At 48.1% G+C, this 14747-nt stretch carries 8 protein-coding genes; 5 read left to right on the top strand and 3 right to left on the bottom strand.

All coding sequences use genetic code 11. The features are described 5' to 3' along the window. The first annotated feature begins 23 nt into the window (after positions 1-23). From LEPBO_RS0125965 to LEPBO_RS0125955, 3 genes are all read left to right on the top strand, one after another. Complete coding sequence (locus tag LEPBO_RS0125965; protein ID WP_017290516.1) at positions 24-983, top strand: LysR family transcriptional regulator; 960 nt, start codon at positions 24-26, stop codon at positions 981-983. A 98-nt stretch (positions 984-1081) separates the two neighbouring features. Then, positions 1082-1987: a hypothetical protein gene (locus tag LEPBO_RS38350; RefSeq protein ID WP_017290515.1), complete on the top strand. Its 906-nt coding sequence runs from the start codon at positions 1082-1084 to the stop codon at positions 1985-1987. Between the two features lie 42 nt (positions 1988-2029). Continuing rightward, complete coding sequence (locus LEPBO_RS0125955; protein ID WP_017290514.1) at positions 2030-6934, top strand: nSTAND1 domain-containing NTPase; 4905 nt, start codon at positions 2030-2032, stop codon at positions 6932-6934. A 291-nt stretch (positions 6935-7225) separates the two neighbouring features. On the opposite strand, the gene tftA is transcribed toward LEPBO_RS0125955, so the two are convergent. After that, the gene (gene tftA, locus LEPBO_RS0125950; RefSeq protein WP_017290513.1) at positions 7226-8569 is read right to left on the bottom strand and encodes a hormogonium tapered terminus morphoprotein TftA; all 1344 of its coding nucleotides are present in this window, start codon (positions 8567-8569) and stop codon (positions 7226-7228) included. Between the two features lie 158 nt (positions 8570-8727). Next, positions 8728-10623 carry a hypothetical protein gene (locus tag LEPBO_RS40370; RefSeq protein ID WP_017290512.1) on the bottom strand — a complete coding sequence of 632 codons (1896 nt, stop codon included), beginning with the start codon at positions 10621-10623 and terminating at the stop codon, positions 8728-8730. Between the two features lie 183 nt (positions 10624-10806). Here LEPBO_RS40370 and LEPBO_RS0125940 point away from each other — a divergent pair, with 183 nt between their 5' ends. Continuing rightward, complete coding sequence (locus LEPBO_RS0125940) at positions 10807-12894, top strand: caspase family protein (RefSeq protein ID WP_017290511.1); 2088 nt, start codon at positions 10807-10809, stop codon at positions 12892-12894. A 152-nt stretch (positions 12895-13046) separates the two neighbouring features. After that, positions 13047-14207: a hypothetical protein gene (locus tag LEPBO_RS40365; RefSeq protein ID WP_225903970.1), complete on the top strand. Its 1161-nt coding sequence runs from the start codon at positions 13047-13049 to the stop codon at positions 14205-14207. Between the two features lie 105 nt (positions 14208-14312). Here the strand turns inward: LEPBO_RS40365 and LEPBO_RS0125925 are convergent, their stop codons facing one another. Further along, a complete protein-coding gene (locus LEPBO_RS0125925; RefSeq protein WP_017290509.1) occupies positions 14313-14666 on the bottom strand; it encodes a hypothetical protein in 354 nt (117 codons plus the stop codon). Positions 14667-14747 lie beyond the last annotated feature (81 nt).

The raw sequence follows: 14747 nt of genomic DNA, 5'->3' as shown, positions 1-14747 counted from the left end.
TATCTTTTAGGATATAGTTGACAATGCAGTTTCAAGAACTCAGCGAGATTGAGCTTCGACAGATTTGCTACTTCATGGAAGTTGTACAGAACCACAACAACTTCACCGAAGCGGCAAAGCGCATCGGCATTAAGCAACCACCACTGAGCAAGCGGATTCAGGCGCTAGAAGCATTTCTCAGCCGCAATCAACCGAATCCAGTGAAGTTATTCGATCGCAGCAAGCGTCCCATCGAGTTAACCGAAGCAGGTCAAGTCTTTCGTTCTGAAGTGCAGCAAGCATTGAGGCATCTAGAGCAAGCAATGTCTACTGCCCGACAAGCGAGCCAAGGAAAGATTGGACGATTAAGCATTGGAATGAATAATGCCATTGCTAATACAACTTTGCCTGAAATTGTGCAAGCCTTCACCCAACGGTTTCCCAATGTAGAACTAGAACTGCATGAGATCACGATCCAGCAAGAAGTTCAGATGCTGAAGCAGCATCAATTGGATGTCATCTTTCAGCGTTTTTCGAGTTTTGAAGAGACCGATCCCGCATTGAGCATTCAGCCGATTCTGGAGGAATATTTTGTCGTGGCGCTACCCATTCATCATGTGCTGGCAAATCAGCCGACCGTTCCATTGACGGCGATCGCAAATGAATCGATCCTCTTACCTTCCCTGGATGTGCTGCCTTTTTATGAAAAAATCATCACGCTTTGCCGCGAGGCAGGATTTGAACCGAAAATTAATCCGACCGTAAGTGTAACAGGTGTCGTCACTCTGCTCAGCCTCATCGCATCAGGGGTTGGCGTGTCTATCCTGCCCAATCATGTACAAACGCTCCAGCGAGAAGGTGTCGTATATCGAGCGATCCAGAATGCAACGCTGAACCGACAGATCGCGATCGTGTGGCGACAAGAGGATTCATCGATTGTTTTACGTCAATTTCTCAAAGTCGTACAGGAGGTCATGAATTTGTCGCTGCAAGATTCTTGGTAATCCAGGCAAGTCATCCAAAATCGAGCGGTGGAGTCGTGCTGCATAACGCTCGATCGTCTTCCCTAACAGTACAGTGTAGTCCAGACAGGAAGATTTCCATGAACGCTCGTACCCTTTTGAACTTGGCTTTGTCTATCGCGATCGCCACTCCAATCGCACTGCCTGCATCGGCTGAAGTCGTTCTCTCTAGCACAACTTCAGTCACGAGATCCCAACAAGGCGCATTGATTCCTCAAACTGCCGGGGTAATTATTAAGCTGCCAGGAGCAGTCAATGTGGATGTTGGACAAAAGCAGGACTTTCCGCTTACCGTTCCGCTCGCGCAGCCGTTGATGGATTTGCAAGGGAATGAAGTCGTGCCAGCCAATACGCCCGTTTCGGTGAAGCTGAAGCCCGAAAATGGTGGAGCGCGAATTGTCGCAGAGTCGATTGTTGTGCGGGGTCAGATTGTGCCAATTCAAGCGACAACCGCGATCATTCCAGGAACCACGATCGAACAAGTCAGCGGAGCAGAACGGGCACGCGAAAATAGCGGCATGATGGGCAATTTATTTGGCTCAGTTTTGGGTGCGACCGCTCGCAGTAGCCGCAAAGCAGAAATGTTTGATCAAGGAGGCATGATTGGCGGTGCGATCGGGATTCTCAGTGGGATGAGTTCTCCAAAGAACATTCGAGTCGTGCAATTGCCCGCAGATAGCGTGTATGTTTTATCACTGCAAGCACCGATTTCATTACCAATGATCGCGATCGCTCCACAACCTGCCCCTCAAGCAGAACAGCCAGAATTTAACTTTCGTAATAGTTCAGAATATCATCAAGGAATTGAGAGTGTGATCGCTGGATTCAAGCAAGGAAAGCTGTCTCAGGCAGAAGCGCGTCGCGTTATTGCGGCAGCCGATCACTATGCAACCCATCAATTAACCCCAAAACTTTATCCACTTGCAGGCTTACGTCGCCAAGTCGGGCAACTGTTCGATTATACTTACGCAATTGATCAAAAATGATCAGGTGCTGTGTCGCGATCTACTCTTTGAAATACTTATCCTATGCCTCGCGCTGTTAATCGTTCAACGGTTTTAGAAACTGGACAAGCTAAACTTTGGATCTTGCTGATTGGGATCAATCGATATCGAGATTCAAGACTGCCCTCTTTACAATATTCCGCGATCGACTGTCAGGGTCTCGCCGAAGCCTTAATTGATGCTACGCAGGCATTTCCTCAGCGATCGATGCAGATCCGACACGATTTTGGGGTGCCAGCGACGCTCCAGCAAGTTCGAGACAGTTTAGCGGCGATCGTGGAATCTGCTCAAAGCCGGGATACGGTGCTGATTTACTTTTCTGGGCATGGGATTTTAGAGGACGAACAGCCTGTCCTATGCTTAGCTGATACTCAGAAAGATGACTTGCTCAATACAGGATTGAGTATTGCTGAGCTTTTAGAACAGCTAGGTCAGTGTCAAGCTCAGCAGCAGATTGTCTGGTTAGATGCGTGTCACAGTGGAGGCATGACGCTCAGAGGCGCAACACTTCCTAATCCAACGGCTCAGATGATGGGATTGCTCGGACAGCGCGCGGTGCAAAGTCAGGGATTTTACGCGTTGCTCTCTTGTGATCAGTCTCAGCAGTCTTGGGAGTTTCCAGAGTTGGGGCATGGCGTATTTACTTACTTTCTGATGCAAGGATTACGAGGCGCGGCAGCAGATGCCAGTGGCGCGATCGATGCAGATGGATTGTATAAATATGTTTATCATCAGACGCTTCAGTACATCGATAAAAGCAATCAACAACTGCGATTGATCAATCAGCAGAAGCGAGGACGCGGTGAAACGCACTTACAGCCTGAATATCCCTTGCAAACTCCGAAGCGAATCGTTGAGGGGTTTGGGCAGTTTACGTTAGGCGTGAAATCGACCTCGATCGCGCTTTTGCCTTCTCGACAAGCCATCATCATTGATGTGTTGCGCGATCATCGCCTGACTTTGCAATTTAGTAAGTTGCTCAGTAGTGTGGGTGGGTTTGAACTGGTGTATCAATCGAGCGATTGGGAAACGGTGCGATCGCAAATTCAATTCAAGCTCGAAACCCCCGAAGCAACAAGCGTTTTAGTCTACATCCGTGGCAGAATTGCCATCGTGCAAGATGAGCCTTGTGTGATTTTGGGAGAAGGAGAGCGGATTACGCGATCGTGGTTGCGAACGGCTTTACGTCAGAGTGAAATTGCTCAGCAGATTGTGATCCTCGATTGTCCTGGGGCAGATACTTTACCAGAGTGGGTTGAAGAATTACGACGAGAGCAAGGGCAATGTTTGATCGCAGCAGCAGCGCCTCGGAATGAACCGGAACTATTTACGCGATCGCTGATTGAGACGTTAAATCGCGCCGAAAATCAGAGCGGCTTTCCTGTTGCAGCTTGGATTACTCAGCTTCAATTAGCGCTTGCAGGCAAGATGTCGCTGCATGTCTGGTTATCGGGCACTCAGGGCGTAATTGATATCTTTCCAGAACAGCAGACGGTCAAACCTTCAGAGATTGGAGTGTGTCCGTATCGAGGGCTGCAAGCGTTTAGCGAAGACGATGCAGAGTTCTTCTATGGTCGGGAAGCTCTGACTCAGCAGCTTTTACAAGCCGTTCAGCAGGATGCTTGCCTCGCAGTCGTCGGGGCTTCGGGCAGTGGAAAATCTTCGGTTGTGCAAGCCGGATTAATTGCACAGTTGCGACAAGGAAAGCGAATTCCGGGAAGCGAACAATGGTGGATTGGGCGGATGCGTCCGGGCGATCAACCGTTTGAGTCATTGGTGAAATGTTTGGCACAACCCGGAGAACAAGACCAGATTGAAGGCTTGATGTATCAGGGGACAGAAGGCTGTGTGCAATGGTTGCGAACTCGCACTGAGCCGATGGTGTTACTGGTGATCGATCAGTTTGAGGAGATATTTACGCTGGCTTCAGACTACGATCGCCGAGATTTTCTCAACATCATTTTAGAAGCACTGGAATATACTTCCGATCGCTTTAAACTGGTGCTCACGCTGAGAGCCGATTTTGTCGCAGCCGCATTGGAAATTCCTCAGCTCGCAGGGATTTTACAGCGATCGAGCATTCTGGTTCCGCCTTGTTTGAGCGATGAAGACTATCGGCAAGTGATTGTTCGTCCGGCTGAACAAGTTGGATTAAAAGTCGAAGCAAGTTTAGTCGAAGTCTTGCTACAAGAGCTAGATCGTACCCCCGGAGATTTGCCGCTGTTAGAATTCGTTTTAGAACAACTGTGGCAGAAGCGCAAAACAGGAGAATTAACCCTCAAAACTTATCAGTCTGAGATTGGGGGCTTGCAAGGCGCATTAGAAAACAAAGCACAAGCAACTTATGATCAGTTGCGTCTCGATGAACAAGACTGTGCGCGCTGGATTTTTCTATCGTTAACTCAGTTAGGCGAAGGGACAGAAGATACGCGCCGTCGAGTTTTGAAAGCGGATCTCGACGTTGCCAAATATCCGCCGAATCTCATCGATCGCACATTGCACGCACTCAGTGATGCCAAGTTGATTGTCATTAACACCGAAGAGCTGCCGACAAGTCGAGGAGAGTTAACGACAACTGAAATTCCACCTGTAGTGACGATCGAGGTAGCTCATGAAATTCTGATTCGTCATTGGTCTACGTTGCGCTGGTGGCTGACTGAGAACCGCAAACGGCTGCAAGTCCAACGCCCGATCGAGCAATCCGCGATCGATTGGCATAAAAACAATCGCCCGTCTGATCTCCTGCTGCGAGGTATGCGCTTAGCAGAAGCAGAAGAACTCTATGTGAAATACACCGATGAACTGACGCGAGAAACCCAGGAGTTTATTGCCGCCAGTCTTGACGCACGGCAAGGCGAACAGCTTGCACTCAAGCGCCGTTTGCGTCGCGCTCAGCAGGCAATTTTAGCGATCGCATCTCTAGCCATTGCAGCGATCGGTTTCGGAAGCCTCGCTGCTTGGAACCAGCGGAATGCTCAAATTCGTGAAATTCAAGCGCTCTCAGCCTCTTCAGAAGCATTATTAAACTCAAATCAGCAGCTCGAATCATTAGCGGATGGAATCAAAGCAGGACACCAATTACAACGACTCGATCGACCTTGGAATTTTCTACCTTTCGATGTGAAAACGACTGCGATCGCAACGCTGCAACAAGCGATTTCTCAAACTCAAGAATCCAATCGTCTCGAAGGTCATGCTCAACAAGTCAATGATGTTCAGATGAGTGCAGATGGACAACTGATCGCAACCGTGAGCAATGATAATTTAGTAAAACTTTGGTCACGGGAAGGGGCAGCGATTCAAACGCTAACGGATCATCGCGATCGCGTTTTAGCTGTGACATTCAGTTCTGACAATCAACAGATTGCAACGGCAAGTGCAGATAGAACCATCAAAATTTGGAATCGGGATGGAAAATTAATCCACACCTTGAATGGACATCGAGACTGGGTGACTGATGTGCAATTTAGCGAGAATGGTCGATCGCTGATTTCTAGTAGCCGAGATGGAACCATTAAGCTCTGGAACTTGGATCAAAAGAAAGAAGTTCAGACCTTTAGAGGGCATCGAGGATGGGTGAATCAGATTGCATTCGGACAAAGCGATCGCCAAATTCTCTCTGGCAGTGAGGACGGAACGATCAAGATTTGGGAAATTGGAAAATCTGGAGCGATTAGGAGTTTTAATGCTCATCGAGAGCGAGTGACGAGCGTGAGCATCGCTCCAAATCGGCAATCGATTCTCAGCAGTGGCGACAATCTAGCAAAGCTTTGGACATTGAGCGGCAAAGAGATTGCTACTTTTGAGGGACATCGCGATCAGGTGAATACAGCCATTTACAGTCCTGACGGGCGGACGATCGCGACTGGCTCCATCGATCAGACCATTCGACTCTGGAATTTAGAAGGCGCACTGCTCGCAACCATTCAAGGACACGGTGCAGCCGTAATGAATCTCAGTTTTAGTCCGGCTGGAACTCAGCTTTTAAGTGCCAGTGCAGACAAGACTGCGCGAGTTTGGCAAGTCAGTACGCTCGCAAAATTGAATACTGGATTTTCTGCCTTAGCAGTGAATGGATCGATGATTGCGATCGCGACTCCAGATCAAACGATCCAAGTCCAACAAGACGGCAATCTTCGCATTCTCAAAGGCCATACGGCTCCCATTACTCAACTTCGGTTCAGCGGCGATACCTTAATCTCAGCGAGTGCAGATAAAACCATTCGGATTTGGAATGCCAAAACAGGCGAACCGATCAAAACGATTGCCGCACATGGAGATCGCGTCACTGCCTTGAGCGTTGATCACGCGCGTAAGACCTTTGCTTCAGGCAGTGCCGATAAAACCATCAAGATTTGGTCAATAGATGGCAATGCGATCGCAACGTTGCAAGGTCACACCGATGAAGTAACCGCCCTCAGTTTTCTTGCAGATGGACGCTTAGCTTCTGGCAGTATCGATAAAAGCATTCGATTGTGGAATGTGGATCAAAAAACCTCAACGGTGCTTGGAGAACATCGATTAGCCATTTCTGATCTCGCTGTAAATGGCGATACTCTAGCTTCAGCCAGTTGGGATAATACGATTCAGCTTTGGTCAATCCAAGAAGCCCGCTCAAAATATACGCTGATTGGACACAACAACGGAGTGACCTCTTTAAGCTTTCACAATTCAGTACTCGCATCAGGCAGTAGTGATAGCACAATTAAGCTCTGGAATGCGGAAACTGGGGAATTAATCAAAACCTTAAATGGCACTCAGGATAGGGTTGCGAGCGTGGTATTTCAGGGCAATACTCTGCTGAGCACAAGCGATCGAGCCGGATTGACGACTTGGGATTTCGATTTAGAGCGCTTGATGAAGCAGAGTTGCGATCGCGTGCAGTTTTTTGCGCGATCGCACTCTGATTTAGCGAAGCTGTGTAATTGATAGAGCAGTCCTAAGTAGATGGACGTGATTAAGTATCAGTCCAGCGAGTCCTCTCACTTCGTTGCTCACCCGCCCCGGAATGAATTCGGGGCTAACTCTGCGAAGTCCACTGAACTGGACTAACAGCCAATCGCAACGTCTTCTTCAGTGGGTTTCAACCTACTTCGCACAGCTAGCCCGAACTTCCAGTTCAGGGCGAGACGCAAACGCAGCGACTATCTTGCGCCTATCTGCTTAAATTGGTAAGGAGTAGGATGCTTGTTGCCTTGCTAGCTCCCCACTCCCTACCTCTTACAAAATCTGCGCCGAATCATACAACTGACGCAAAATCGTACTAATCTTCTGCCCATACTGCGGATCAGCCGACCATCTCCCGGTCAATTGTTCAATCAAGGGCGCAATTCCGCGCGTCACAAACCGAAATCGCGGAGTGACTACATCCTGCACCAAAGGTTCTGTACTCGCATACGCTTTCAATAGCTGAATATGCGCTCTTACCCCAATTTGAGCATTTGGGAAACTTGCTCCTTCAGGTCCTCCACCCACATCACCTAATCCAGCGAAATTATTCTGAGATGGCTTCACATCCCCGCCAAATCGTAAATAATTGGTCTCTAGTAACATCTGACTAAAGGCAATATCATAGTTCACCCCTTCGATCGCGCCTTCTTGACGATACAAATCCGCGATCGTCGGAAACTGTGCGACCGCAGCTTCATTATTTCTTCTCAGGAACGTGATGAGTTGCGAACTCAAAGTATTGCCATTGCCCATAATGCGATCGAGCGATCCCGCACAGACCCGCAAAATCGATCGCAACGTCACCGTTCTTGTCTTCGCATCCCACCCGATCACAACATTAAACTTTGCCAAATCCGTCGCTCGAATAAAGACGACTTGACGATAGTTAATCCGAGAAATCCCCGGTTCTTTGGACAAATCAAGCCCTAAGCGATCGATGAGATCCAGTGGCACAAAAGAATTTCCATTTACCAAAATTCCTTTCTCACCATAAGTCTGACCATTCAGATTAATCGCAATTTCTGGATACTGATTCGGATCAGGCGGTAAAGCAGTTCCTCGCACCCAAGCCACTAATCCATCCGAAATGCCCAGCGACACATCTCGCCGCTGATTTTGAATAATAAAGCGATCGTCTGGATTCGTCAGAAACCCGATCGTCATTAGCAACGATCCGCAATTGATTTGACGACAAAAGGGCAGACTCCCTAATCCCGTATCGGTGTCGGGTCGTGCGCCTCGACTAGGAAGTTGCGGCACACGACGAATTAAAGCTTGTAAAAGCAATTCAGCATTGCGTCGTCGCTGATCATTATTCGCAATGAAGTAGACCGTCGAGCCGCGCACACTGGGATTACTGAAGGCATCGGCTCGAATTTCTAGGGCAACATCATCTCTCCGGGCGCGCGCATTAATCCAGTCAATCGCTTGTGCAGCACTCAGCGCATCCGGGACAGATAAAACTTCGACTCCGCGCGATCGCAATTCTGTGACGATCAAATCGCGCGTCAGAATCATTTCTCTGGCTTCGGTTGTCCCGGCAACGACTGCACCCGGATCTGTGACTCCATTGATGCGATTGCCATGCCCTGCGGAAATAAAGATACGTCCCATCAGCTTTACGAATAACGAATTTATAGGTTGAATCGTCAGTCGCCCATTTTATCTCTTTTTCAGGGAATGACCCATTTCCAAGGAGATTGCGATCGCGGTTTATCCAACTGATTGCAGGTGCGATCGCACTCGTCACCGATCAAAGCTCACTCAAATGCTTACTCATTCGTCCTTTGCACTTCTCCTGCGGGTTGCTTCGGCTTTCCGCCTGAATTTCGCACATTCACAACCTTCCCTAATAAATCAAACCAAAACGGCGCACCCATCGCGATCGCAATTCCGCTCACAATCCAGCCCGACAACATCCGTAAAACCCCGAGCGGGCGATTGACCATAATCTGCGCGACCTGCAACGGAACTGGCGCATTCGATGATTGATCCGTATTCAAACAGCCCTTATACAAATTGTCCCATTGCGCCTTGAGCTGATTCGCTTCAGTATTTGCGACATCTTGAGGGGGTGCAGACGAGATTGCACTGGATGGACAGCCCAACTGTCGCCCGAGATTACTCGAATTCCAGCTAATCGGAAACGAAATCTCTCGTAACACTGCATCCGTCTCATTCTTCAACTCCTCAAGCTGAGCCGAAAACCTCGGTGATCGCTGAGCATCCAAATTCAACTGCGAAGCTCGCTCAGTGACTAATCGACGCAAACTATCATCACTCGACAACCGATTGAAAATATGAAACGTATCCGAGTTCGTCGCCGCCGCTAACGTTAAGCCAATGAGAATCGCCACCCCTTTTGCATTGCGTTTATACACGCCTGAAGCCCGCGACATCGAGCGATCGAACCAGACCGAAATCTCATCGCGAAACTGATTGACCTGATTTTCCGCTTGATCCACGCGAGCCTGCGACCGTTTTGCCAAAATCGCAATGCTCTCTTTTACAGAATCCGGCAGACGGCTCAACCCATTGCGAATCGTTTTATAGGTTTGATAGTCCTCATACAGTTGCCGTTCTTCGGGCGTGAGATTGGCGAGTGCATTCGCTAGGAAAATTTGCTGCAAATCATAGTCTAGATCCTCGAATTTTGTCGGGTGATCCAGAGCATTCGCATCCAGTCCCAATCGATAGTCGTTGATTTGCGTCTGAATCGTTGAATTGACTTGAGCATCAATCGGACGAGCTTGATTCGCAATCCGATCGTACGCTCTCGCCACTTCTTGATGAGTACTACTGCCTTGATGCACCAAGTCTGCAACTTCTGCAATGCTCGGTTTCAACCCACCAGAACTGAATGCTCGCTCATAATTCTGACCAAACACACTCGCCTTGTACGACTGCAATCGCCGGACAAACAGCGCCGTTTCTGGAGACGATTGATCGAAGTTTGCACAGGCTGCAATATACGCATCTAAGCTTTCTCCTAAGCGCTCGACACTCGTTTCTAAGGTCGCTGTACGCACCCGATACGCATTGAGAATTTGATCGTACTCTTCGACAAGCACCCGAAAATTTTGATCAGCACTGAGACTTGAGCGCTCTGATTTTTCCGCGATCGTGCGAATGGCTCCCCGCTCCCACCCATCTTGGAATTGATCATCATCCGGCAATCCCACCTCGCCGAATTCATTGACCCAATAATGTCCTACAATCCGGTGAACGAATTTCTCAAACCGCACCTCGGACAGTTTATCCACCATAGAAGTAATGCCCAACTGCTCAATCAGCGAAGTCGCAAATGTCTCTGGTGCAATGTAAGACGGTCCCGAAGATTGATTATGACCAAACGCGCCAGGTCGATTGCCTGGAAACAGGATTCGGGTAAGTTTCCGAAATGCTTGAGGCACCGCTCCTTTCGCTGCTTGATTGACGTTTTTGAGCAAGGGATCATCATAGAGTCGTCCGACCAAATCCTTGACTCGCTGTTCTTCGGGCGTATTAATCCCGCCTCCTAAGAGTACTTCGATCGAATCTTTCAAATGTTTTGCCCGCCATTGCAGCACTGTTGCCAGTAATTCTTGTAGTTCTGAAGCTAGCAGACTCAGAATTAAGTAAGTAAAGATTAATCCAATAGCAACATCTAAAACAAAAGGTAAATTCATCGATCCAGTTCTCCCTGACGCTGAGTGAAGCGCCTAACATCATACACAGAGCAGTGAAAGTGTAGCGATTTCTTCCTTTTATCTCGTAAAAATTAAGAAAAACATAACTCTGGTATTGCGAATTGGTTACGATTTCTGAATCTTGACCTGATACGCTTAAGGGAGAAGGCGCAGGATCGGGACATGAAACGTCGATCGCTACTACAAGCAGGTATTTTTCTCGGAGTCTGGGGAGCCAGTTCATGCACTCGGACAGCACAAGTTCTCGCTGCGCCGACTGCTCGAAAACTCGCGCTTTTAGTGGGAATTAATCAATATCGCAATGCGGCACTGAATGGCTGTTTGACCGATATTGAATTACAAAAAGAATTGCTGATTCATCGCTTCGGATTTCAGCCCAATGACATTCTGACTTTAACGGATCAGCAAGCAACGCGATCGCGAATTGAAACGGCTTTTATAGAACACCTCATTCGACAAGCCCAACCGAATGATGTGATTGTTTTTCACTTTAGCGGCTATGGAAGTTTACAAAAACTCGGCACAACGGCAGATGACATTCAGCCAATTTTGATCACAGCCGATGAACCGCAAGACAACGTAATCGCGAACGGAATTTCTCAAGATACCTTGCTGCTGCTTTTGAGATCGCTGCCGACTCAGCAAGTCACCACGATCATTGATGCGGGGTATCTCTATCCGGGCTATGCTTTGCGGGGAAATTTGAAACTGCGATCGCGATCCAGCGATCCAGCGACTCAATTGATTGACGAAGAAATCGAATTTCAAGAACGGCTACTTGCTAATACAAAACTCGATCGCACTCGAACGAAAGTGCAATGGCGATCAGGACAGATGCCAGGAGTGGTTCTATCTGCTGCCGATGCTCAACAATTTGCGACAGAATCCCCTTGGAATGGATTTAGTGCAGGACTGTTTACTTACGCACTGACGCAGCAACTCTGGCGATCGATGCCCGAAACCACGCTGAGAGTCGATCTTAGAGGAGCCTCCGAACTGATTGCAAGGCAGTCTGATGCCAAGCAACAACCCATTTTAATCGGGCAAAAAAGCCGCGAGCGACCGCTCAAACCTTACCAAGTGCCCATAACTCAACCGTCCGCTGATGGAGTCATTACCGAGATCGAAGACAATGGCAAAATCGCATACTTATGGCTCGGAGGTTTACCTCCCCAGGTTCTAGAAGCTTACAGTCTGGGCGGATTATTCAGGACAGATCACTCAGTGCTTCAAGTATATGAACGCAGTGGATTAGTAGCGAAAGCGAAAGCGATCGAATTGCCTGTGCAAGTCGGTCAACCGATTCGAGAAGCGATCCGAACTTTGCCGAAAGATCTGAGCTTAGCGATCGCGATCGATGCGACCTTAAATCGAGTCGAGCGAGTCGATGCCGTGAGTGCTTTTTCGGGACTGCCAAGAGTTGCAGCAGCGATCGCCGGAGAGCAAGCAGGCGACTATTTATTTAGCAAAGTTGAAGAACCGACACAAGTTGCTTCACTGACAACAGAAGCGATGAAAGGAACGATTTCACCCGCTGGATATGGATTATTTTCACAAGGGCGAGAAGCGATTCCAAGTACAGCAGGCGAGTCTGGAGAAGCCGTAAAGTTAGCAGTCAAAAGGCTTACGCCACAGTTGCAAACGCGCTTAGGTGCAAAGTTACTCAGCTTGACAGCGAATTCAGATTCATCTCAGATCTCCGTGCGCGCGGCTCTCGTCAATGCTGACGCAAAGATTGCCGTCCAGCAGACGAGCCGGGTTGCCGAGCCTGCGAGTGATGTCGTGCCTTCTAATGGAAAAGTTCTCTCACTTCCAATTGGGACTTCGATTCAGATCCGGCTTGAGAATCATGATGCTGAATTGATTCACTTTCTCGTTCTAGGATTAGACAATAATGGAACGGGTGTAGTACTCAGCCCAAGAGAAAATGAGCAAGTAAAATCCACGATCGCTCCCGGCGAAACCTTCACCCTGCCTCAAGCGCAATCCGATTGGATTGTACGTTTGCCCGCAGGTCTATCTGAAGCTTATGTGATTTGTAGCCGTACTCCATTTCAGCAAACTGAAGCTTTAGTAGGAACTCGAGAAAAGTTTATCCGCTCTCTTCCCAATTTCCTTGATGTTGCTCAAGCAGTGCTACAAGATGTGCATCAAGCAAGTAGTACAACCCCTGCAATCACGCCTCCTGAACTTTTCGCTCTGAATGTCAATGCATGGGCAACGTTTCGCTTCTTCTATCAAGTGGTTTAGAGAATAAGTGGTTTAGAGAATAAAATGGGCGTGCGATCGTAAATAGGCAATTTTGCGAATCAACATTGATGCAGTTCTGGAATACGATCGCAGTAAATTGAATCTAAACTTCGATTTCTGAGTTTCCTTCTACTTCATTCATCGTTATGCAAATGCAACGCGTATTGTTATCTTTAACGGCTGCTCTTGGAATTGGGTTCAGCCTCAATTCCTGGTTTCAAGCTCCCACAGCAGCACAATCTTCTAAAGTTGCACAAAATTCAGAGTCCCCCTTAGAAACACTCCCAAACGTCGATAACATTCGCTTTCGCGCGCTAACTTATCAGCGATCGCAAACTCAAAGTAATTCAGCAATAGAAGCAGCGATTCGCCGAGAGCTTTCTGGAGATGTAGCTGACGTTCGCTATCTTTATAACTCGATCGATTTAGATGGCGATGGTCGCGATGAGAAAATTGTATATTTAGTTTCTCAATCAACCTGTGGCACAGGCGGCTGTACAATGCTGATTCTCAAACCAGCAGGAAACGGTTACAGTTTGCTTTCGCGACATACGATCGTCAATTCTCCGATCGTCGTCAGCAACACCAGAACAAAAGGCTGGCGCGATATTATTCTGTTCGTTGCAGGTGGAGGTATACAACCGAGCTATCGCAGCTTAAAATTTAACGGTTCTACTTATCCGAGCAATCCTTCAAGCGCTCCAAAATTAGCTCCTAGCACGATCGTAACGGGAACTGCTCTCATCTCGGATCAGATTCGCCCAGGCGTTGGCATTCCGCTCACGGCTCAGACAGGAACACCTCAACTGACACCTCAGCAGCAAGCTTCGCTGAAGTCTTTGAAAATTGCGATCGCAGTTCCAAGCTCTGTTCCTGCTGGCTATACGGTGAGCAAAGTGGATGTGAAACCTTGTGAAGGCAGATGCCGATTTGGGCCAGACTATGGCATCGTTTACCGCCATGCACAACAGGATAAATGTTTTGCGATCGAGGCAACAGGTGGCGGTGTTGGCGGTGTACCTGGAGGGTATGAATTCCCAGTAGAAACGCAGCTTTTTGGGCGAGTCTCTCTGCTGTTTGGTGAGCAAACTGGAGACTTTAAAACCCCATCTGCTCAGCAGCTTTCTACACCTCAGCCCAATTTACTCAATGATTGGGCGACTGCACCAGGTTCGACTTCTCCGTTTTATCGAATTCTTGGTGCTGATTTTGTTCGTCGAACCTACTACGGTGGCAAAACAAATCAATGCCGAAATACGATTACTCCAAATGAGGCAGCAGAAATTTTGCGATCGCTGTCCTGGTTAAAGTAACGTTTTGACTCGCTGAACCAAATTCGCCAAGCTGCGCTTCTGAGTGTCCAATAATTTATCGACTAAAACGAGATTCATTGTTCTCGGAAGCGCCTGCTAGAGTATTCAAACAGCTTTTTGTCCATTGATCCGATCTGCCCAAAGCTGATTCTGATCTACACTGAGCACAATCCGCCGATAAAACTCGTTCTCAAGCTCCAAAGTCAAATATCGTCCCAACCGCGTTACATACCAAAACTCTTTACCCCGATCGGTATAGTAAGTTCCCGCCTTAATTACCCCTGGCAAAAACGTCCCTGGCATTCTGACATCCGTCCAGCTATGTCGAGGCTCCTCAGTTGATACCTGAGTAATATGGCTCAACGGAATGTACAAATCCGCATTAAAGTAAAACGCCCAAATACGTTCCCAACCATCAAGATCGATTTTGAACTGATCATCTGAAATAGATAATTGCATAGCTTTTACTGCGAGGATGTTCTAAAGGTATCAAAAGACTTTTCGCTCACATTGACATCCCACCCCGGCATAGAATTTCGG

This window comes from Leptolyngbya boryana PCC 6306 (genome assembly GCF_000353285.1).
GTDB lineage: Bacteria > Cyanobacteriota > Cyanobacteriia > Leptolyngbyales > Leptolyngbyaceae > Leptolyngbya > Leptolyngbya boryana.
The sequence above is the reverse complement of the archived record's forward strand: the minus strand, read 5'-3'. Positions and strand labels throughout refer to the sequence as shown.